19 protein-coding genes are annotated in these 20,818 nt (G+C 54.6%); 3 read left to right on the top strand and 16 right to left on the bottom strand.

The window, feature by feature from the left end:
- Positions 1–44 precede the first annotated feature (44 nt).
- From proA to gpt, 5 genes are all read right to left on the bottom strand, one after another.
- The gene (gene proA, locus AC2A1E_RS22515; protein ID WP_484385592.1) at positions 45–1,298 is read right to left on the bottom strand and encodes a glutamate-5-semialdehyde dehydrogenase; all 1,254 of its coding nucleotides are present in this window, start codon (positions 1,296–1,298) and stop codon (positions 45–47) included.
- A 9-nt stretch (positions 1,299–1,307) separates the two neighbouring features.
- Positions 1,308–2,411: a glutamate 5-kinase gene (proB, locus tag AC2A1E_RS22510; protein ID WP_484385591.1), complete on the bottom strand. Its 1,104-nt coding sequence runs from the start codon at positions 2,409–2,411 to the stop codon at positions 1,308–1,310.
- A 112-nt stretch (positions 2,412–2,523) separates the two neighbouring features.
- Positions 2,524–2,925: a sigma factor-binding protein Crl gene (crl, locus tag AC2A1E_RS22505; protein ID WP_484385590.1), complete on the bottom strand. Its 402-nt coding sequence runs from the start codon at positions 2,923–2,925 to the stop codon at positions 2,524–2,526.
- 59 nt (positions 2,926–2,984) lie between these two features.
- Entirely contained in the window at positions 2,985–4,232 is a 1,248-nt protein-coding gene (gene frsA / locus AC2A1E_RS22500) for an esterase FrsA (protein WP_484385589.1), read from the bottom strand.
- Between the two features lie 314 nt (positions 4,233–4,546).
- Complete coding sequence (gene gpt, locus AC2A1E_RS22495; RefSeq protein WP_459401459.1) at positions 4,547–5,005, bottom strand: xanthine phosphoribosyltransferase; 459 nt, start codon at positions 5,003–5,005, stop codon at positions 4,547–4,549.
- Between the two features lie 338 nt (positions 5,006–5,343).
- Here gpt and pepD point away from each other — a divergent pair, with 338 nt between their 5' ends.
- Positions 5,344–6,804, top strand: a complete 1,461-nt coding sequence (gene pepD, locus AC2A1E_RS22490; RefSeq protein ID WP_484385588.1) for a beta-Ala-His dipeptidase — start codon at positions 5,344–5,346, stop codon at positions 6,802–6,804.
- 65 nt (positions 6,805–6,869) lie between these two features.
- Here the strand turns inward: pepD and dinB are convergent, their stop codons facing one another.
- From dinB to AC2A1E_RS22445, 9 genes are all read right to left on the bottom strand, one after another.
- Positions 6,870–7,928 carry a DNA polymerase IV gene (gene dinB / locus AC2A1E_RS22485; protein ID WP_484385587.1) on the bottom strand — a complete coding sequence of 353 codons (1,059 nt, stop codon included), beginning with the start codon at positions 7,926–7,928 and terminating at the stop codon, positions 6,870–6,872.
- 269 nt (positions 7,929–8,197) lie between these two features.
- Positions 8,198–8,425, bottom strand: a complete 228-nt coding sequence (gene nqrM, locus AC2A1E_RS22480) for a (Na+)-NQR maturation NqrM (RefSeq protein ID WP_459401456.1) — start codon at positions 8,423–8,425, stop codon at positions 8,198–8,200.
- Between the two features lie 7 nt (positions 8,426–8,432).
- The gene (locus AC2A1E_RS22475; RefSeq protein WP_484385586.1) at positions 8,433–9,449 is read right to left on the bottom strand and encodes an FAD:protein FMN transferase; all 1,017 of its coding nucleotides are present in this window, start codon (positions 9,447–9,449) and stop codon (positions 8,433–8,435) included.
- 12 nt (positions 9,450–9,461) lie between these two features.
- Positions 9,462–10,685, bottom strand: a complete 1,224-nt coding sequence (gene nqrF, locus AC2A1E_RS22470) for an NADH:ubiquinone reductase (Na(+)-transporting) subunit F (RefSeq protein WP_484385585.1) — start codon at positions 10,683–10,685, stop codon at positions 9,462–9,464.
- 15 nt (positions 10,686–10,700) lie between these two features.
- Positions 10,701–11,297 carry an NADH:ubiquinone reductase (Na(+)-transporting) subunit E gene (gene nqrE / locus AC2A1E_RS22465; RefSeq protein ID WP_037403832.1) on the bottom strand — a complete coding sequence of 199 codons (597 nt, stop codon included), beginning with the start codon at positions 11,295–11,297 and terminating at the stop codon, positions 10,701–10,703.
- A 6-nt stretch (positions 11,298–11,303) separates the two neighbouring features.
- Complete coding sequence (locus AC2A1E_RS22460) at positions 11,304–11,933, bottom strand: NADH:ubiquinone reductase (Na(+)-transporting) subunit D (RefSeq protein ID WP_037403833.1); 630 nt, start codon at positions 11,931–11,933, stop codon at positions 11,304–11,306.
- Positions 11,926–12,720: a Na(+)-translocating NADH-quinone reductase subunit C gene (locus AC2A1E_RS22455; protein ID WP_484385584.1), complete on the bottom strand. Its 795-nt coding sequence runs from the start codon at positions 12,718–12,720 to the stop codon at positions 11,926–11,928. Before AC2A1E_RS22455 ends, AC2A1E_RS22460 begins: the two co-directional genes overlap by 8 nt.
- Positions 12,710–13,951, bottom strand: a complete 1,242-nt coding sequence (locus tag AC2A1E_RS22450; RefSeq protein WP_484385583.1) for an NADH:ubiquinone reductase (Na(+)-transporting) subunit B — start codon at positions 13,949–13,951, stop codon at positions 12,710–12,712. Before AC2A1E_RS22450 ends, AC2A1E_RS22455 begins: the two co-directional genes overlap by 11 nt.
- A gap of 3 nt (positions 13,952–13,954) precedes the next feature.
- Positions 13,955–15,304, bottom strand: coding sequence for a Na(+)-translocating NADH-quinone reductase subunit A (locus AC2A1E_RS22445; RefSeq protein WP_484385582.1), 1,350 nt, complete (start codon positions 15,302–15,304; stop codon positions 13,955–13,957).
- Between the two features lie 541 nt (positions 15,305–15,845).
- Here AC2A1E_RS22445 and dpaA point away from each other — a divergent pair.
- Complete coding sequence (gene dpaA, locus AC2A1E_RS22440; protein WP_484385581.1) at positions 15,846–16,604, top strand: peptidoglycan meso-diaminopimelic acid protein amidase; 759 nt, start codon at positions 15,846–15,848, stop codon at positions 16,602–16,604.
- Here dpaA and AC2A1E_RS22435 read toward each other — a convergent pair.
- Both AC2A1E_RS22435 and lpcA read right to left on the bottom strand, forming a co-directional pair.
- Positions 16,548–17,342 (bottom strand): class II glutamine amidotransferase, encoded by a 795-nt coding sequence (locus tag AC2A1E_RS22435; RefSeq protein WP_473188450.1) that lies wholly within the window; start codon positions 17,340–17,342, stop codon positions 16,548–16,550. The genes dpaA and AC2A1E_RS22435 overlap by 57 nt on opposite strands.
- Positions 17,343–17,442: 100 nt before the next feature.
- Entirely contained in the window at positions 17,443–18,024 is a 582-nt protein-coding gene (gene lpcA / locus AC2A1E_RS22430; protein WP_459401448.1) for a D-sedoheptulose 7-phosphate isomerase, read from the bottom strand.
- A 252-nt stretch (positions 18,025–18,276) separates the two neighbouring features.
- On the opposite strand from lpcA, the gene fadE reads away from it, so the two are divergent.
- Positions 18,277–20,733 (top strand): acyl-CoA dehydrogenase FadE, encoded by a 2,457-nt coding sequence (fadE, locus tag AC2A1E_RS22425; RefSeq protein ID WP_484385580.1) that lies wholly within the window; start codon positions 18,277–18,279, stop codon positions 20,731–20,733.
- The last annotated feature ends 85 nt before the right edge of the window (positions 20,734–20,818 follow it).

Below are 20,818 nucleotides of genomic sequence, written 5' to 3'. Positions count from 1 at the left end.
GGGGCACAACGTGCCCCTGGTTTTCACCATGCACATAAAAAACGTTAACTGCGAGCCAGATCGTCGCCGTAACCAATCCATTTATAGGTAGTCAGCGCATCCAACCCCATCGGGCCACGAGCATGCAGTTTCTGGGTGCTCACCGCCACTTCGGCTCCCAGACCAAACTGGCCGCCGTCGGTAAAACGGGTGCTGGCGTTGACGTACACCGCTGAAGAGTCCACCGCACGCACAAAATATTCGGCGTTGCTCAGTGAACGCGTCAGAATTGCATCCGAGTGGCTGGTGCCGTGAGTGCGGATATGGTCGATCGCCTGATCGATATCGTCCACCAGCGTTACGTTCATATCCAGCGACAGCCATTCGTCGTCGTAGTCTTTCGCTTCTACCGCAATCACCCGTGCCGGGCCTTCCTGTAACAACGGCATGGCATTATCGCTGGCGTGCAGCGTCACCCCCACCGCTGCCATACGCACACTCAGCGCGGGCAAGAAGCTGTTAGCGATAGTGCGGTTAACCAGTAGGGTTTCCACCGAGTTGCAGGCACTTGGCCGCTGGATCTTGGCGTTTTCAATCACCAACAGCGCTTTGTCATAATCCACACTGTCATCCACGTAGATGTGGCACACGCCAATGCCGCCGGTAATCACCGGAATAGTCGACTGTTCACGGCACAGTTTATGTAAACCGGCACCACCACGCGGGATCAGCATATCGACATAACGATCCATACGCAGCAGTTCGTTCACCAGAGCACGATCCGGGCTTTCGATCGCCTGCACGGCGGCGGCAGGCAGACCACATTGTTCCAACGCTTGCTGGATCACTTTCACCGTGGCCTGATTGGTATGGTGCGTCTCTTTGCCACCGCGCAAGATCACCGCGTTGCCGGTTTTCAGGCACAGGCTGGCCACGTCGATCGTGACGTTAGGGCGTGCTTCATAGATCACTCCGATCACGCCGAGCGGCACACGGCGGCGCTCCAGCTTCAGGCCACTGTCCAACAGGCTGCCATCGAGCACATGGCCCACCGGATCGCTCAAACGGCACACCTGCCGCACATCATTGGCAATCGCCGCCAAACGGGCGGGCGTCAGCAACAGGCGATCCAGCAGGGCTTCACTCATCCCGGCCTCACGCGCCTGCGCCATATCCTGTTCGTTAGCCTGCAAGATCACTTCGCTGTTAGCTTCCAGCCTGTCGGCCATCACCGCCAACACCTGATTTTTCTTTGCCGTGCTTAGCACCGCCAGTTGCCAGGAAGCCTGCTTCGCGGCCTTCCCCATCTGCTCGAGCATGCTCACTCCTTAGCTGACAATCATATCGTCGCGGTGGACTGCCACCGGACCATACTCATAACCCAAAATTTCGTTGATTTCCTGTGAGTGATGCCCGGCAATCATACGCATCGCATCGCTGTTATAGCGGCTGACGCCATGGGCCAGATCGCGCCCCGCCAGATTGCAGATGCGGATCACTTCACCACGGGAGAAATCACCTTTAACGTCACGGATCCCTTTTGGCAGCAGTGAACTGCCACGCGCCATCATGGCTTCTATCGCGCCGTCATCCACGGTAATTTCACCCGCAGGTGGAGCACCGAAGATCCAGCGCTTACGGTTCTCCAGCGGGGTTTCCAGCGCGTGGAAACGGGTGCCCACCGGTTTACCCTCAATCACATCGGCAACCACGCCCGGCTTGCTGCCCGCAGCGATAATCACATCAATACCCGCGCGGCAAGCAACGTCGGCGGCCTGTAATTTGGTGCCCATGCCGCCGGTGCCAAGGCCGGATACGCTGTCACCGGCGATGGCACGCAGGGCATCATCAATTCCATGCACTTCACGGATCAGCTCAGCCGTGGGGTTATTGCGCGGATCGGCAGTGTACAAGCCCTGCTGATCGGTCAGCAGCAGCAGTTTATCCGCCCCAGCCAGAATAGCCGCCAGTGCCGAAAGGTTGTCGTTATCACCAACCTTGATTTCTGCGGTAGCCACCGCGTCATTTTCATTGATCACCGGCACGATGCGGTTATCCAGCAGCGCGCTCATGGTGTCACGCGCGTTGAGGAACCGTTCGCGGTCTTCAAGATCGGCACGCGTCAGCAGCATCTGCCCGATGTGGATGCCGTAAATGGAGAACAACTGTTCCCACAGTTGGATCAGGCGGCTTTGCCCTACCGCCGCCAGCAACTGCTTGGACGCAATGGTGGCGGGCAGTTCGGGGTAGCCCAGGTGCTCACGCCCGGCAGCAATCGCCCCGGAAGTGACAATAACAATACGGTGACCTGCCGCATGCTGCTGCGCGCACTGGCGCACCAGTTCGACAATATGGGCGCGGTTCAGACGCAGCGATCCGCCGGTCAACACGCTGGTGCCCAATTTCACAACCAATGTCTGGCTGCTGCTCATAATATCTCTGCCATTGAAATAAGAAGGGGATGCAAAGGACTTTGTAACAGGAGACACGCGTTATGCCAACAGGCACAACGCGATTTCAGCGCAATTATGAAGCGAAAATGATCTAGGCGGAGAGTTTGATTAGCTTCTCATTAAAGTCAGCAGCAGGCTCCAGCACCAGTTCCAAGCTAGTCATCAGTTCCCCCAAGCGACGATGGAAATCGCGCAGCGTGGTTTCCAACTTCTCCTGGACTTCACTGTCTTTAATCTTTTCGGCTTTCCACTGCCCATCTTTATTGAACAGGCCAAATTGATAGGTATAGCTAAAGCGGGATTGGTCAGCCTGCAGTTCGATCCACCATCCCCAGAACTCGCGCTTTTCCGGTGCGGGCTTTACGTTGACGCAGACCGCTAAACAATCAAAGAAGAAACGGTCATTTTCACACTTGCCTTCGCGCAGATAAGGCCCCAGGCTGGCAAAGCGTTTCATTAACCGGCTCTTAGGATGGCCACTTGGTAACGTCATTGTTTAACCTCCTCAATGTAGTCCATCCTTTTTAGCAAACTGTTGAAAATTAGCAATGGTTAACGCATTTTATCTTTCAACCAGTTACAAATCTCCAGCAGCGATTTGTGGAAATTCTCGTAGACCGGCGAGCGAGGGATGGCGATCAGTTTGCCATCCAGCGAGGATGAGGCGATCAGTTGAGCTTCGGCTTTCGGGCTAAGCGGATCGCCATCCCAATAAGCCGCCAGCATCGGCGTTGGGCAACGGCGGCCAAGCAGCCCCTGCGTTTTCAGCGAATAGCGGTTCAGTTCGGTTTTCAATACGCTGTCGGACGCATTAGACATGCCCATACGGCTGGCCAGCACGTCCATATACATATCGGGCACCAGTTCCTGGCATCGCGCTTCGCACAGCAGGCTGTGTACCAGAGCACCCACGCACGCCACACCACGCAGACGGTTCGCTTCCAGATAAGCCAGACGTACCGCCACATTGGCACCAAAACGGAAACCAAAGGCAGCAACGCGCTGGTGATCGATCCACGGCACCGAAGGCAGTTGCATCAATACTTGCTGATGCAGGAAGCTGGAGTCCTGCGTCAGTTTCCATTTATAAGATGAGCCAATAGAAGGCATGTCAATGGTCAGCATCGCAATGCCCAGCGGAGCCAGGTAATCGCGAAATAGGCGGTGATAGTCGGTCTGCAACGTATCGAGGCTGCCGCACATCAGCACGGTCGGGAACGGCGCCTGCCCGTTTTCCGGCATATGCAGAAAACCGGTGATCGCGCTGCCGCCCTCAATGGCAAATTCCAGCTCTTTGAGCTGGTACGGTAACAACAAGGCGGCCTCTTCATACGCGCGGTTGGACAGCACCTCCGCCTGCTCAGCCAGTTCATCCCCTTTCAGATGCGGGTAACCGGCGATGCTGTAGAGATTGGCGGCATTGAGCCAATACTGCCCTGCCAACAGCGGATCTTCCTGTTCCAAGGCACGCTGTTGCCACTGCATGCCCTGGCGTACCCACTCATAAATCCAGTTGCCGTTGCGGTAACCGACCACGGTATCCAGCAGGTGATCGTCGCTGTGCTCGGCGTTCGAGTTGGCAATACGCGCCAAGACTTCGCTGATCTCCAGCGGATCGATACCGCGCCAAGTCCACAGCAGGTGATTAAGCATGCGATACCAGTTGTTGCCGGTATCTCCCTCCAGCGCCGAATGCATATCCGCCCCCACTACGTGGTGAGCGCGCGTTACTAGCGTTGAGGTTTCAACATGTTTAAATGAAGGTTTGAACAGTACTTCAGAAAGGTTGGCTTGTGCCATGGTAACAACAGCCTCCGAGAATCTTGCTTCAAGGCCAATACCCTATGGATTTCGAGTTGCAGCTAGGCACCAAGCTAGTTCATCCCTGGAGCTTACTCAAGTAAGTGACTGGGGTGAACTAGCGCAGGTAACAACGCTGCTGCTTGAAAGACGACGGGTATAAAACAGCCGGAATGTCTGGGGGTAGTGTACCTAACTCTGGTTACAGACACCAAAGCTCAACGGCAGAATGCGGGTAATTTACAGAAGATGACGAAATCAGGCTGCCAAGTGCGATAACAAACGCCCGGCGGAACCGGGCGTTTTGGCTGAACTCAACGACCGCCGATCGGTGGTACAAAGGCCACGCCCATGTCCCATGGCTGTTCGATCCAGGTATCTTGAGGGATATCAACCACGTAGTCATCAACTAGCGGGCGGCCAGCCGGTTTGGCAAAAATAGTGACGAAGTGGGCTTTCGGGTACATATCACGAATCGCTTTCGCGGTGCCGCCGGTATCCACCAGATCGTCAACCACGATAAAACCTTCACCATCACCTTCGGCACGTTTCAGCACCTTCATCTCGCGCTGGTTGTCGTGGTCATAGCTGGAAATACACACGGTATCGACATAACGGATGCTCAGTTCACGCGCCAGCAACGAGGCCGGTACCAGGCCACCACGGCTGACGGCAATGATGCCTTTCCATTGATCGGCAGGCAGCAGGCGGTGAGCCAGTTTGCGCGCTTGCATTTGCAACATGTCCCAGGTAACAACGTATTTTTCGCTCATAGAATGTGTGGTCCCGGCCAGCAGTTGATGTGGCTTATTCAGTAATCAGGGGGAAAAAAGGTTGCGCGAGATTATAGAGACTGACCGCGCCGAATACCAGTTGAACTGAGGAATTCCTCCGTATTTCGTCTAACAAGCATAGGGATGATTGATGCTGATTAAGCCAAGCTGCCCCGGTTAAACCGAGGTGTTCAACGGGCTAAACAGCACAATACGGCGCGCGCGCGCCCTGAAATAAAGTGATATTCTCAGAGCATCGTGCCACCAAGCACAGATATCAACTCACCCTAACCGCACAGCATTCCCTCTGTAAGGTATGCTGTAACAGGAGACCTCTAGTGTCTGAATTGTCTCAACTTTCGCCACAGCCGCTGTGGGATATTTTTGCCAAGATCTGCTCGATTCCCCACCCTTCTTACCATGAAGAAGCGCTGGCACAGCACATCCTCAGTTGGGCAAAAGAAAAGAACCTGCACGCCGAACGCGATCAGGTGGGTAACATTCTGCTGCGTAAGCCAGCCACCAAAGGCATGGAAAACCGCAAACCGGTTGCGATGCAGGCACACCTTGATATGGTGCCGCAGAAAAATAACGATACCGTTCACGACTTCGCCAAAGATCCGATTCAAGCTTACGTTGATGGCGACTGGGTAAAAGCCCGTGGTACCACGCTGGGCGCGGATAACGGCATCGGCATGGCCTCTGCGTTAGCCGTACTGGCTGATGACCGCGTTGAGCACGGCCCATTGGAAGTACTGCTGACCATGACCGAAGAAGCCGGTATGGATGGCGCTTTTGGCTTGCAGCCCAACTGGCTACAGGCCGATATCCTGATCAACACCGACTCCGAAACGGAAGGCGAAATCTACATGGGTTGCGCTGGTGGTATTGATTTCATTACCACGTTGCCATTAGAGCGTGAAGCGGTTCCAGCCGGTTATCAGACCTTGAAGCTGACCCTCAAGGGCTTGAAGGGTGGCCACTCAGGCGCGGAAATCCATCAGGGCTTAGGCAATGCCAACAAGCTGCTGGCGCGTTTCCTGTTTGCTCACGCGCAAGAACTGGACCTGCGCCTGCTGGATCTGAACGGCGGTACGCTACGCAACGCGATCCCACGCGAAGCTTCTGCGGTGGTTGCGGTACCAGCAGCGAAGGCCGATGCGCTGAAAGCCCTGAGCCAGCACTACTTGGCGATTCTGAAAAACGAACTGGCGGCGAAAGAAAAAAATATCACCGTGCTGCTGGATCCCGTCACCAGCACATCACAGGCCATGACCGCCAGCAGCCAGGCGCGTTTCATCGCCCTGCTGAACGGCACGCCTAACGGTGTGATCCGTATGAGCGACGAAGTGAAAGGCGTAGTGGAAACCTCACTGAACGTCGGCGTCGTTACCACCAGCGAAAAAGAAGCAGAGATCGTCTGCCTGATCCGCTCTCTGATCGACAGTGGTAAAGATTATGTAGTGGGGATGCTGAGCGCACTGGGCCAACTGGCTAACGCCCAGACCGAAGCCAAGGGCGCTTATCCTGGCTGGCAGCCGGATGCCAATTCACCGGTAATGCAGTTGGTGCGTGAAACCTACCAGAAACTGTTTAACAGCACGCCAAACATTATGGTGATCCACGCCGGGTTGGAATGTGGCTTGTTCAAAAAGCCTTACCCGCATATGGATATGGTGTCGATTGGGCCAACCATCACCGGGCCACACTCGCCGGACGAGCAGGTGCATATTGCCAGCGTTGGGCAATACTGGACGCTGTTGACCGAACTGCTGAAAGCGATTCCTGAGCGCGAATAAGAGTACCGCTGGCAGGGTACAATCCTTGTTCTCTGCCAGCTTAATTCAGCATCAACCGCCCGTTATTACCACGTCAGCACCAGTTGCCGCTCAAGCTGCGGATCCAGCAACGTCACATGCAAGCCCACCAGGCGCACGCCGCGCCCTTCCCGCCGCTCTTGCCACACTCTTCGGGCTACGTTGATCAAATCCTCTTGATTCAGTACCGGCCAGATATGCTCCTGCGTGGTCTGCTGAAAGTCCTGAAACTTCAGTTTCACCCCTTGTCGGGCGATATGCAGATCCGGTTTAACCTTACGCAAACGCATCTCCAACTCGGGATAGAGTTTGTCGACAATCAGCGTCTCGCAATCTTCCCAACGATGAATATCCTCCGCTAGCGTGCGCTCAACGCCAACCGACTTACGTAGGCGATCGGGGGAAACCTCGCGCTCATCAATACCCTGGCTGCGTTCCCACAGCACCCGGCCAAACTTGCCAAAGCTTTTGAGCAGGGCCGCCAGATCGTATTGCTGCACATCGGCGCAGGTGAACAAGCCTAGCTCTTCCAGCCGCTTGGCGGTCACTTTACCCACACCTGGGATTTTGCCGAGCGGCAACTGCTGCAAAAATGCGGGTACCTGCGCGGGCGTAATCACGTATTGCCCGTTAGGTTTATTCAATTCCGAGGCGATTTTGGCGAGAAATTTGATCGGTGCGATCCCGGCCGAGGCGGTGAGATGCAATTCATCTGAGATCGCCTGACGGATCTCTTGGGCGATCAGCGTTGCTGAACCGCTGCACTGTGCGCTGTCGCTCACATCCAGATAAGCTTCGTCCAGCGATAGCGGTTCAATCAGTGACGTGTAACGGGCAAAAATAGCGCGGATCTGCTGCGAGGCTTCTTTATAGGCCGCCATCCGTCCCGGTAGCAACTTCAGATGCGGGCAAAGCTTGAATGCCATAGCGGTAGACATAGCGCTACGCACACCGTAACGGCGCGCAGGATAGTTGGCGGTGCTGATCACCCCACGCCGATCCGCACTGCCGCCAATCGCCAATGGAATATCGCGCAGGCTGGGATCGTCGCGCATTTCCACCGCCGCGAAGAAGCAATCCATATCGACATGAATGATTTTACGCATCTCACCTCCCATAACACTGTTTAAATATACAGTTAATTATGGAAAAACTCAAACATGGCGATGATCCGAGTGGCAAAAAAAGGGTTCTGTAGACAAAACCCGGAGGTTGATGACAAAGTCGCTCTCTAGCCCGAGATACCCGGGTCTAGCGCACCGAGGGGCACTCCGACGGCTTACGCCGTTACGACCCCTTCGGCACGCTCCCCCTAATAACCGGCTTTGCCTACCGTCTGAGAGTTCTGTAGACAGAACCCCTTGATATTCAGCGGTTATAAGATGCGGTGCTTTTCCAGTTGCTCACGCCGCCGCGCTTCTTTCGCCAAACGCTTCTTGCGTGCATCGCAGGGTTCTGGGCAATCGCAGACCTTTTCCATTCCCAACGCGGTGATCCCCCCGCAACTGCCTTGCAGGGTTTTGCGCCGGAACAGATAGCCAAGCGACATACCGATAACCACCAGCAGAAACAGCACAAAAGATGCAACGAATACCGTCAGCATAACCGCCTCACTCGCTTTTCTTCAGATAGGGTTTAAACGCCTCGGAATAACGCTCTTCAAAGCCGTTGGTGGTTTTCACGATCATAAATACCGGAATCCCCATCAGATTGGCCAACGCCATGCCTCGATCCGGCCCCAACACATTCAGACCGGTGGAAAGGCCGTCAGCGGTCATACACTGCGGGCTGATCACGGTAACCGACACCAGATGGTGATTGATCGGCTTACCAGTGTTCGGATCGATAGTATGAGAATAGCGCACGCCATCCTGTTCGAAGTAGTTACGGTAATCACCGGAGGTAGCGACGGACATTTCACCCGGTTCAATCACCAGATGCGCCTGTTGTTCCACACCGGCGGTTGGGCGTTCAATGGCAATACGCCACGGTTTTTTCTCACCGTTGTGGCCGCGGGTACGCACTTCGCCACCGATATCAACCATGTAGTTTTTGACCTGCTGTGATTGCAGGTACTGCGCGATCACATCCACACCATAACCTTTGGCGATAGAAGAGAGATCGACATACAACTCCGGAATGCTCTTCACCAGCGCGTTACCTTCGACCGACAGCTTGTCGATACCGGTCCAACTGCGGCGCAGCGCCAACTCAGCGGCGCTCGGCACTTTATTCGGACGGCCTTCAGGGCCAAAGCCCCACAGATTTACCAGCGGCCCAACGGTGACATCAAGCGCGCCGTCGGTCACCCGGTTGATACGCAATGCTTCCAGCACGACTTCCGTGGTTGCAGCGGAAACCGGGAACGGTTGGTTCACTTCGCGGCTGGCGTTAAACCGGCTCAGTTCAGAATCAGGCCGATAGGTCGACATCTGATCGTTAACCTGTTCCAGCCGTTTATCGATCTCAGCGCGCAACGCCTCAACGGCGGGCGTCTCTTCCCCAGGAACAAAACGGATCGAGTAATAGGTTCCCATCGTCTTGCCGTCGAGGTTTTCCTGCTTCGGCTCACAACCCGCCAATAGCAAAGTGGCGCCAAGCGCCACTATTGTCATGCAAAACTTCATTCAACCGCCTGTTTAACCACCAAAATCATCAAGCATAATGTTATCGTCTTCAACACCCAGATCCTTCAGCATTTTGATCACTGCCGCGTTCATCATTGGTGGGCCACACATATAAAATTCACAATCTTCCGGTGCCGGATGGTTCCTCAGATAGTTTTCCAGCAGAACGTTGTGAATAAAACCGGTGTATCCAGTCCAATTATCTTCTGGCTGCGGATCGGAAAGCGCCACGTGCCAAGTAAAGTTTTCATTCTCTTCCTGCAGATGATTGAAGTCATCTTCGTAGAACATTTCACGCAGAGAACGAGCACCGTACCAGAAGGTGATTTTGCGCTTGGATTTGAGGCGTTTCAACTGATCGAAAATGTGTGAACGCATCGGTGCCATACCGGCCCCGCCGCCGATAAACACCATTTCGGCCTGAGTCTCTTTGGCAAAAAACTCGCCAAACGGCCCGGAGATCGTCACCTTATCGCCCGCTTTCAGCGACCAGATATAGGAAGACATAATGCCCGGAGGTGCCTCAGGGTTATTTGGTGGCGGCGTAGCGATACGCACGTTGAGCATGATGATGCCCTTTTCATCCGGGTAGTTGGCCATTGAGTAGGCTCGAACCGTGGGTTCCTTCACTACGGAACGGAAGCGGAACAGGTTGAATTTGTCCCAATCACCCCGGTATTCCTGCGGTACTTCAAAATCGGCATAGCTGACTTCGTGCGCCGGAGCCTCGATCTGAATAAAGCCCCCGGCACGGAATGGCACATCTTCGCCATCAGGGATCTTCAGCATCAGCTCTTTGATAAAGGTGGCTTTGTTATCGTTAGAGATAACTTCGCAATCCCATTTCTTCACGCCGAAGATCTCTTCCGGCAGTTCGATCTTGAGGTTCTGCTTCACGTTCACCTGGCACGCCAGGCGGCAACCCTCTTTTGCTTCACGCTTGCTGATATGGGAAAGCTCAGTGGGAAGAATATCGCCGCCGCCCTCTTTGATCACCACCCGGCACTGGCCACAAGAGCCGCCGCCGCCGCAGGCCGAGGAAACAAAGATCCCCTGGCTGGAGAGCATGTTGAGCAGTTTATCCCCCGCCGGAGCGGTAAAGCTTTTATCTTGATCGCCATTAACCTCAACGGCGATATCACCGGTATTTACCAGCTTGGATTTGGCAAACAGAATCAGCAGTGCCAACACCATAACGATGCAGGTGAACATGGCGACGCCTAAAATAATTTCCATAAATACTTCCCGCCTTTATAACTGAACGCCAGAGAAGGACATAAAGCCCAACGCCATCAGCCCGGTGGCAATAAAGGTAATGCCCAGACCACGTAATCCGGCTGGCACATCGGCATACTTCAGTTTTTCGCGGATCCCCGCCAGGGCCACGATGGCCAGCATCCAGCCAATACCGGAGCCAAAGCCATACACCACGGATTCCATAAAGTTGTAATCGCGCTGTACCATGAAGGACACGCCACCAAAGATTGCGCAGTTCACAGTGATCAACGGCAGGAAGATACCGAGGGCGTTATACAGAGCCGGGAAGAAACGATCGAGGATCATCTCCAGAATCTGTACCAGTGCAGCGATCACACCAATAAAGGTGATGAAATTGAGGAAACTCAGATCGACACCTTCCACCAGCGCACCGTCACGCAGCAGCAGGTTATACACCAGGTTGTTCACCGGCACGGAAATACCGAGCACCAGGGTGACCGCAATCCCTAGGCCAAAGGCGGTAGAAACCTTTTTCGACACCGCCAGGAAGGTACACATGCCGAGGAAAAACGCCAACGCCATGTTTTCAACAAACACTGCACGCACAAACAGGCTGATATAATGTTCCATCGGCGGTTACTCCTTTTCTATCTGAGCTGGCTTCAGGGTGCGTAAACCCCAGATCAGCAGGCCGATGATAAAGAACGCGCTTGGTGCCAGCAGGAACAGGCCGTTAGGCTGATACCAGCCGCCGTTCTGCACCGTCACCAGTATTGGGATATCGAACAGCATGCCTGAACCGATCAGTTCGCGCAGGAACCCCACCAGGATCAGGATCACGCCGTATCCCAAGCCGTTGCCGATACCGTCCATAAAGCTTTCGATCGGCGGCGACTTCATGGCGTAAGCTTCCGCGCGCCCCATCACGATACAGTTGGTGATAATCAGGCCAACGAACACCGACAGCTGTTTCGAAATCTCAAACGCATAGGCGCGCAGCAGTTGATCCACCACGATCACCAGCGAAGCGATAATGGTCATCTGTACAATAATGCGCACGCTGTTGGGAATATGATGGCGAATCAGCGAAATAAAGAAGCTGGAAAACGCCGTCACCAGCGTCACCGCAATGGTCATCACCAAGGCCGTTTCCAGCTTGGTGGTCACCGCCAACGCCGAACACACCCCGAGGATCTGCAAGGCGATCGGGTTATTGTCAAACAGCGGCCCCAGTAGAACCCGCTTAATCTCTTTGGAATCAGCCATTCTTCAGCGCTCCTTCACGGACTCTTTGCAGGAATGGGCCAAAGCCGTGCTCGCCCAACCAGAAGTTAAAGGTATTCTGCACACCGTTGGAGGTGAGCGTCGCACCGGACAAACCATCCACCGAGTGAATATCCCCTGAGCGCGCACCGCCTTTCACAATGCGGATCGCCGGGTTGCCGTTCTCATCAAACAGCTGCCTGCCTACCCATTGCGCACGCCAGTTAGGGTTTTGGATTTCGCCACCCAGCCCTGGGGTTTCACCATGCTGGTAGAAACTGAGGCCGCGTACGGTATTACCGTCGGCATCGATTGCCACAAAGGCGTACATCATCGACCACAGCCCGGCACCATATACCGGCAGGATGATTTTGCTTACCGCACCGGCGTCATCACGCACCAGATAGATTTCTGCCTGGTTGCTGCGGCGGCGGATCCCAGCCAGATCTTTGCTGGCCGGCAAGGCGATGCTGTTGGCATTGCTGCGCAACGCAGCGGCCAGATCAAAATCGCTATGATTGCCCGGCACAAACTCACCGCTGTTCAGATCCAGCAGGCGCGTTTCAATGCGCTTGCTAAAGGTTGCCCTGACCTGCTCACCAGGCATGCCACGTACCAGCAGCCCCGCGACGTCAAGGATGTTACGTTGCTTGTCCAACAAGCGCTGTTCCTGCTGTCTGGGTTTCAACCCCACGGCGGAACCCGCCACCACCACAGAACACACCAGGCATAACAGCAGGACGACCATCAGCGTTTTGCCGATGCCGTCATTTTTAGATTCATTCGCCACGGGCTTTTCTCCGCTTGATGTTGGCCTGCACCACCAGATAATCGAACAGCGGTGCGAACAGGTTGGCGAACAGGATCGCCAGCATCATGCCTTCCGGATAGGCCGGATTGACCACTCGGATCAGCACGCACATCGCGCCGATCAACATGCCGTACCACCATTTCCCCTTGTTGGTAAACGAGGCAGAAACCGGGTCGGTAGCCATAAAGATCATGCCGAAGGCAAAACCCCCGAGCACCAGATGCCAGTACCATGGCATGGCAAACAGCGGGTTGGTGGCAGAACCGATGGCGTTGAACAGATAAGCAGTGGCGATCATGCCGATCATCACCCCGGCGACAATGCGCCAGGAAGCCACGCGGCCAAACAGAATGATCGCGCCGCCAATCAGGATCATCAGCGTAGACACTTCCCCTATCGAACCCGGGATATTGCCCATAAACGCATCCATCCAGGTGATCGGTTGCCCGGTCACGGCGTTACTCAGGCTGTGAACCCCACCCGTGCCCCATTGCGCCAACGGCGTGGCACCGGAGAAACCGTCTGCGGAAGTCCACACCAGATCGCCGGAGATCTGCGCTGGATAAGCGAAGAACAGGAAAGCACGCCCTGCCAGCGCCGGGTTAAGGAAGTTGCGCCCGGTGCCGCCAAAGATCTCTTTGGCGATCACCACGCCAAAAGTGATACCCAGCGCCGCCTGCCATAGCGGCAGCGTCGGTGGTAGGATTAACGCAAACAAAATGGAGGTCACGAAGAAGCCTTCGTTGATCTCATGTTTACGGACCATGGCGAACAACACTTCCCAGAAACCACCCACCAGGAAGGCTACGGCGTAGAGCGGCACAAAGTAGGTTGCACCGAGCACCATCTTGCTGACCCAGCCCGCATCGGAACTTAACGATGCCCCCAGCCACTGCGCCAGGCTGTAATGCCAGTCGCCTGCCAGCACCTGTTGCAGTTGTTCACCGCTGTAAAGATGGTGCAATGCCGGAATCGCCTGCTGGCCGACGTTGTACATCCCCCAGAACATCGCCGGGAAGACCGCCAACCACACCAGGATCATCATGCGTTTCAGATCGATAGCATCACGCACGTGCGAAGCACCATGCGTCACCGTGCCGGGGGTGTAGAACACCGTAGCGGTCGCTTCATACAGCGGATACCACTTTTCCAGCTTGCCGCCCGGCGTGAAGTGATGTTCAATCTTGTCTAAAAAATTCTTCAGGCCCATGGGTTATCCTTCCTGCTCAATCTTGGTCAGCACGTCACGCAGCACCGGGCCATATTCATACTTGCCAGGGCACACGAAGGTGCATAACGCCAGATCTTCTTCATCCAGCTCCAGGCAGCCCAGCGCCTGAGCGCTGTCGGTATCACCAGATAACAGATCGCGCAATAAGTGGGTCGGCAAAATGTCCAGCGGCATGACGCGCTCATAGTTGCCGATGGGCACCATTGAACGCTCACCGCCGTTGGTGGTGGTCGAAAAGGCGAACAGCTTATTCTTCAGGAAATGCCCCAGCGTAGTGCGGGTGATGGAGAATTTATCGGGTGCTGGAGCAATCCAACCGAACAGCTCTTTCTCGCGCCCTTCCAGCAGCACCGAGACCTGATTATGGAAGCGGCCAAGCCAGGCATTCGGCCCAATGGCATGGGTGCCACTCAGCACCGAACCGGAAATCACACGGTTTTCACCGGCCTTCAGACGGCCAGCGGTCAAATCATCCAGGCTGGCTCCCAAACGGGTACGCAGCAGAATGGGTTGCTCCACCTGTGGCCCGGCCAGCGCCACAACGCGGCGGGTATCGAGCCTGCCAGTGGTAAACAAGGTACCGATGGCGATAACATCCTGATAGCCGATATGCCAGACGGTCTTCTTAAGGCTGACCGGCTCCAGGAAATGAATATGCGTCCCCACCAAACCGGCAGGGTGTGGGCCAGCGAACTCGCTGTAGCTAATCTGTGCCCCACTCTGTTCCGCCAGCCGGGCACCTGCCGCCTGACAGACATGCACTTTGCCATCGGTCAGGCGCGTCAACACCGTCAGCCCGGCGTTAAACGCCGCCAGCTGTTCGGCAATGATCACCTGCGGATCGGCCGCTAACGGCTGAGTATCCATGGCGCTAACGAAAATCGCGCGAGGTACAGAGCCAATACGCGGTGCCTTGCTGAACGGGCGGGTGCGCAGTGCGCTCCACAAACCGCTGGCCAGCAAATCACTTTCGACCTGCTCACGCTCCAACTGCGGCAGATCGGCCTGCTGGTAATAAGCGAACTCCACCTGCTCATCACCGCCGTTTTCGATCTCAATCACTACCGATTGCAGCACGCGACGTTCACCGCGCTGGATAGCAGCAATGCGCCCGCTGGCGGGTGCCGTGAAGAAAACGCCAGGATTCTTTTTGTCTTCGAACAGCGCCTGGCCTTTTTTAACGCGATCGCCTTCCTCCACCAGCATGGAGGGACGCATACCGACATAATCTTGGCCAAGCAGTGCCACACGCGTGATAACGGGGCCGTCCTGAATCACCTGAGACGGTATCCCGGATATCGGCAGATCTAACCCTTTTCTGATTCTGATCATAGGATGTACACGATGTTTAAAATGTCCACACGTCTTACCAGCCCAAAAGGCAGGCACAGACGATGCCAGGATGACGAGGTTGCCATAACAACCTCAGGATGAGCACGACAAGATCATACCCAACATGAAACTCTCACTGAACCGTTTTTCTATCACAATATTCCGGCCACAGAGCGTGTTAAAACCTTGTTATCAATACCAAGACGCGGTTGATTCTATTTCACTCAAAATAACCCCGTCGATAACCAATAAGGATAGTAAAACAGAGGTGGGATACTAACATTTTTGGTAATATTTTTCCGTGCTATCTAGTGACCTGAGTCAAGCAAACACAATTAAATAGCGGCAATTTTTCATCACTCATCGTTAAAATCTGCCAGTCAATTCACTTTTACCGATGCTTGTAGTTTTTTTATACACTTCGTGTATTGCTAAAAAAAAACACACTGGTAATCTGGCGTAGCATTTAGTGCAATCACATAAGTCAGTGGCATGCTGGCGGCGTTCTCTAAGCCAGCAGTAAATATAATCAGGAATAATAATGAGCAAAGTCGCGCTGTTGTTTGCGATGCTATTTTGTATGCCGATGATCACGGCCTGTAGCGCCAGCGAGCAGGCCCCCGAATCACCGTTAGTTAAACAGCAATTATTGGGTTCACCCGTCTATATCCAGATATTCAAAGAAGAACGCAAGTTGGAATTATACGCCAAAATGGGTAATGAATTCCGCCTGGTGAACTCTTTCCCGATCTGCAATTTCTCAGGGGGTTTGGGCCCGAAACGCCGTGAAGGTGACTTTAAAAGCCCAGAAGGTTTTTATAGCGTCGACGTGCGCAATCTAAAACCCAACAGCAAATATTATCGAGCGATCAATATCGGCTTCCCGAATGATTATGATAAAGCACAGGGCTATTCCGGTGCCTATCTGATGATCCACGGCGAATGCAAATCCATTGGTTGCTACGCGATGACCAACACCTATATGGACGAGATTTATCGCTATGTAGAGGCGGCATTTAACTATGGTCAGGCCCAGGTGAATATCAGCATTTATCCGTTCCGCATGACCGAACAGAATCTGCAACGCCACCGTTCATCTAACTACATCAACTTCTGGCGCCAGTTGAAACCGGGTTATGACTACTTTGTCAAAAACCGCCAGCCGCCAATGGTTAACGTGACCAATGGCCAATACGTACTGGCCCACCCGGTTAACAGCAGCGGCCAGCCGACGCAATATGCCTCAACGGTTGATGCTAACCCGCTCACCCAGGCCAAGCCGTTCACCGTAGTAAAATAAAGCAAATTCACCTGGCGCAATTTTGTGCCAGGTTTCATTGCCGGTCAGCGGTTGGGTCGCAATCACCGTTACCACGTCATTGGGCGTAGTCTGCCGCTGAAAATCAATTTCTACATCCTGATCGAGCAACGTTGCTTTGCCAAAGGGGGCGCGTCGGGTGATCCAGTAAAGATTGGTTGAGCAATAGGCCATCACAAAGCGCCCGTCCGACAGCAGCATATTGAATACGCCCTTCTGCCGCAGTTGATCGGCAAGCTGGGCAATATAGCGGAACACCGCGGGCCAATTGCTGGGCGTCCGTGGATATTTCAACGCCAACTGATTCAGCAGCCAGCAAAAGGCATATTCACTGTCGGTTTGCCCCACCGGGCGGAAGTTGCCGGTAGGCAGTTGGCGATATCCTTTAAGCTGGCCATTGTGAGCATAGGTCCAGTTACGGCCCCACAGTTCACGGGTGAACGGGTGGGTATTTTCCAGCGCCACTTCACCACGGTTAGCCTGGCGAATATGAGAAACCACCGCGCAGGATTTGATCGGGTATTCCTGTACCAAGCGGGCGATCGGTGAATTGAAACTCGGCTGTGGATCCTTGAAGGTGCGGCAACCATTACCTTCATAGAAAGTAATGCCCCAACCATCTTTATGTGGCCCGGTGCCGCCACCGCGCTGAACCAGCCCGCTAAAGCTAAAGCAAATATCGGTTGGCACATTTGCGCTCATCCCGAGCAATTCACACATCGAAAGCCACTCCTTAAGCACATTACACTATGGGCGCACTTTGCTGCGCCCTGCTGCCATTCACCACCAGCCTAAACCTGGCGCGGGCTGCCTAGATATATCAAGCCTTGACCATCTCTTTTTCAATTAGCTGAATCAGGATATGGATCGCTTTGATATGGATTTCCTGAATACGATCGGCGTAGCCAAAGTGCGGAACGCGGATTTCGACATCAGCAGAACCGGCCATTTTACCGCCGTCTTTGCCAGTCAGGGTGATGACTTGCATCCCCTTGGCGCGAGCCGCTTCGATGGCCTTGATCACGTTGCCAGAATTACCGGAAGTGGAAATACCCAGCAGCACATCCCCCGCACGGCCAACCGCTTCCACATAACGCGAGAAGACATAGTCGTAGCCAAAATCGTTACCGACACAGGACAGATGGCTGACGTCAGAAATCGCGATAGCCGGGTAGCCAGGGCGGTTTTCACGATAACGCCCCGTCAACTCTTCTGCGAAGTGCATCGCATCACAGTGAGAACCCCCGTTGCCGCAGGAAATCACTTTCCCACCCGCTTTAAAGGCATCGGCTAGTAAGACCGCCGCACGTTGGATAGCGTCAATATTGGCATCATCGCTGAGGAATTTCGCCAGAGTATCAGCCGCTTCGTTCAGTTCACTGCGAATTAAATCGTGGTACATGGAGATCGCCTCTTTTTGTTCTGTGGCATCGTCAATCTTTCGCTGTGCAGTGTAACGGATCGCAGAAAAACCGAGAAGTGCTGTGAATGAAACAGCACCTGTGTTGAGCTACAGTAGAAGTTTTTGATGACGGGCATCGCCAGTTTGTGACTTAAGTTGTAATTGAAGTGTAAATGTATTGATAAAAGTCTGGGCATGGACTACAACCAATACATACAACAGGTCAGACCTCTTACTACTTCGGAGCTTCTTATGATGGTTCTTAGCATCGTTGTCCTACTCGCACTCATTGGCGTGGTGTTTTATCACCGAGTGAATCTGGCGCTCAGCAGTCTCCTTCTGCTGGCCTATACGGTGGCCATGGGCGCTATCGGCCTGTGGAGCTATTGGATGCTGCTGCCGCTGGCGATCATTCTGCTGCCGCTGAATATTACCTCGCTGCGCCGCTCGCTGTTTTCCGCACCGGCTCTGCGCGCCTTCCGCAAGGTGATGCCACCGATGTCCACCACGGAAAAAGAAGCCATCGAAGCCGGGACCACCTGGTGGGAAGGCGACCTGTTCCGTGGCCAGCCAGACTGGAACAAACTGCATAACTATCCGCAACCTAAGTTGACGGAAGAAGAGCAGGCGTTTATCGATGGCCCAGTTGAAGAAGCCTGCCGCATGGCCAATGACTTCCAGATCACCCACGAACTGGCCGACCTGCCGCCAGAGCTGTGGGCCTATCTGAAAGAACACCGCTTCTTCGCCATGATCATCAAGAAAGAGTACGGCGGCCTGGAATTCTCTCCGTATGCGCAAGCTCGCGTACTGCAGAAACTGGCCGGTGTCTCCGGTATTCTGGCGATTACCGTTGGCGTGCCTAACTCCCTCGGCCCAGGCGAACTGCTGCAACACTACGGCACTGAAGAACAAAAAGATCATTACCTGCCGGGCCTGGCGCGCGGCGACGAAATCCCTTGCTTTGCACTGACCAGCCCGGAAGCCGGTTCCGATGCGGGAGCCATTCCGGATACCGGTACCGTCTGCATGGGCGAATGGCAGGGCCAACAGGTTCTTGGCATGCGCCTGACCTGGAACAAGCGCTACATTACTCTGGCGCCAATCGCCACCGTATTGGGCCTGGCATTCAAGCTGCATGACCCGGATCACCTGCTAAGCGATAACGCCTCCCCAGGCATTACCTGTGCGCTGATCCCGACCAACACCCCAGGAGTGGAAATCGGCAACCGCCATTTCCCGCTGAACGTACCGTTCCAGAATGGCCCAACCTGCGGCAACGACGTGTTCGTGCCAATCGACTACATCATCGGCGGGCCAAAAATGGCCGGTCAGGGCTGGCGTATGCTGGTTGAGTGCCTGTCGGTCGGGCGCGGTATCACCTTGCCTTCCAACTCTACCGGCAGCCTGAAGTCCATTGCGCTGGCAACCGGGGCTTATGCCCATATCCGCCGTCAGTTCAAAATCTCTATCGGTAAAATGGAAGGGATCGAAGAACCACTGGCGCGCATTGCCGGTAACACCTACGTAATGGATGCCGCCGCTTCGCTGATCACCTATGCGCTGATGCAGGGCGAAAAACCGGCGGTGCTGTCAGCCATCGTTAAATATCATTGTACCCACCGTGGTCAGCAGGCCATCATTGATGCAATGGATATCACCGGTGGTAAAGGCATCATGCTGGGCGAATCCAACTTCCTGGCCCGTGCTTATCAGGGCGCACCGATTGCCATCACGGTTGAAGGGGCCAACATCCTGACTCGCACCATGATGATCTTCGGTCAAGGAGCGATCCGCTGCCATCCTTATGTGCTGACCGAAATGGCGGCAGCGCAAGACAACGATCTACACGCGTTCGATAAAGCCCTGCTCGGCCATCTGGGCCACGTCGGCAGTAATAAAATCCGCAGCCTGTGGCTTGGCCTGACCAACGGCCGCACCAGCAGCAGCCCGACCAAAGATTCAACCCGCCGCTACTACCAGCACTTGAACCGCTTAAGTGCCAACCTGGCCTTGCTGTCTGATGTTTCCATGGGCGTGCTGGGCGGTAGCTTGAAGCGCCGCGAACGTATCTCCGCGCGTCTGGGGGATGTGCTTAGCCAGATGTATCTGGCCTCGGCAACGCTGAAACGCTTTGAAGATGAAGGCCGTCAGAAAGAAGATCTGCCGCTGGTCCATTGGGGCGTGCAGGATAGCCTGAATCAGGCAGAACAAGCGCTGGATGATTTATTGCGTAACTTCCCGAATCGTTTTATCGCCGGTGCACTGCGTTTGGTGGTGTTCCCGTTCGGCCGCGTCCACTCTGCACCGTCGGATCGCCTTGACCATCAACTGGCGAAGATCCTCCAACAACCGTCTGCTACCCGCAGTCGTTTGGGCCGTGGTCAATACCTGACGCCGAGCGAGCATAACCCGGTGGGCTTGCTGGAAGCGGCTCTGGTCGACGTGATGGCCGCAGAGCCTATCCATCAGCGCCTCTGTACAGCAATGGGCAAAAACCTGCCGTTTACTCGGTTAGATCGTCTGGCACAACGTGCATTGGAAGAAGGCAAAATCAATGCTGATGAAGCGAAGATCCTGGTGAAAGCCGAAGAAAGCCGTCTGCGTTCGATCAACGTTGATGATTTTGCTCCTGAAGCGCTGGCGTCGCACAAGCCGGAAAAGCCGGTGAAGAAGGAAAAACGCCAGCAGCAGACTGAAGCGGCATAACCTTCTACCGCAGTAAATCTCTAGGGGCGATGCAAATCGCCCCTTTTTCTTGTGCACAGAAAACCTCCAGCTAGGCTGTAATGCT

This window comes from Serratia sp. HNCC26DJ206, from assembly GCF_057180605.1.
This window is presented reverse-complemented; position numbering and strand designations above follow the sequence as displayed.

Excerpts from the sequence above, each read along its gene's own strand:
- fadE (WP_484385580.1), top strand. The coding sequence starts at position 18,277 with ATGATGGTTCTTAGCATCGTTGTCCTACTCGCACTCATTGGCGTGGTG.
- proA (WP_484385592.1), bottom strand. The coding sequence starts at position 1,298 with ATGCTCGAGCAGATGGGGAAGGCCGCGAAGCAGGCTTCCTGGCAACTG.
- AC2A1E_RS22435 (WP_473188450.1), bottom strand. The coding sequence starts at position 17,342 with ATGTGTGAATTGCTCGGGATGAGCGCAAATGTGCCAACCGATATTTGC.
- AC2A1E_RS22460 (WP_037403833.1), bottom strand. The coding sequence starts at position 11,933 with ATGGCTGATTCCAAAGAGATTAAGCGGGTTCTACTGGGGCCGCTGTTT.
- lpcA (WP_459401448.1), bottom strand. The coding sequence starts at position 18,024 with ATGTACCACGATTTAATTCGCAGTGAACTGAACGAAGCGGCTGATACT.
- gpt (WP_459401459.1), bottom strand. The coding sequence starts at position 5,005 with ATGAGCGAAAAATACGTTGTTACCTGGGACATGTTGCAAATGCAAGCG.
- AC2A1E_RS22475 (WP_484385586.1), bottom strand. The coding sequence starts at position 9,449 with ATGAAGTTTTGCATGACAATAGTGGCGCTTGGCGCCACTTTGCTATTG.
- AC2A1E_RS22450 (WP_484385583.1), bottom strand. The coding sequence starts at position 13,951 with ATGGGCCTGAAGAATTTTTTAGACAAGATTGAACATCACTTCACGCCG.
- nqrF (WP_484385585.1), bottom strand. The coding sequence starts at position 10,685 with ATGGAAATTATTTTAGGCGTCGCCATGTTCACCTGCATCGTTATGGTG.
- dinB (WP_484385587.1), bottom strand. The coding sequence starts at position 7,928 with ATGCGTAAAATCATTCATGTCGATATGGATTGCTTCTTCGCGGCGGTG.
- AC2A1E_RS22445 (WP_484385582.1), bottom strand. The coding sequence starts at position 15,304 with ATGATCAGAATCAGAAAAGGGTTAGATCTGCCGATATCCGGGATACCG.
- proB (WP_484385591.1), bottom strand. The coding sequence starts at position 2,411 with ATGAGCAGCAGCCAGACATTGGTTGTGAAATTGGGCACCAGCGTGTTG.
- frsA (WP_484385589.1), bottom strand. The coding sequence starts at position 4,232 with ATGGCACAAGCCAACCTTTCTGAAGTACTGTTCAAACCTTCATTTAAA.
- nqrM (WP_459401456.1), bottom strand. The coding sequence starts at position 8,425 with ATGCTGACGGTATTCGTTGCATCTTTTGTGCTGTTTCTGCTGGTGGTT.
- nqrE (WP_037403832.1), bottom strand. The coding sequence starts at position 11,297 with ATGGAACATTATATCAGCCTGTTTGTGCGTGCAGTGTTTGTTGAAAAC.
- crl (WP_484385590.1), bottom strand. The coding sequence starts at position 2,925 with ATGACGTTACCAAGTGGCCATCCTAAGAGCCGGTTAATGAAACGCTTT.
- dpaA (WP_484385581.1), top strand. The coding sequence starts at position 15,846 with ATGAGCAAAGTCGCGCTGTTGTTTGCGATGCTATTTTGTATGCCGATG.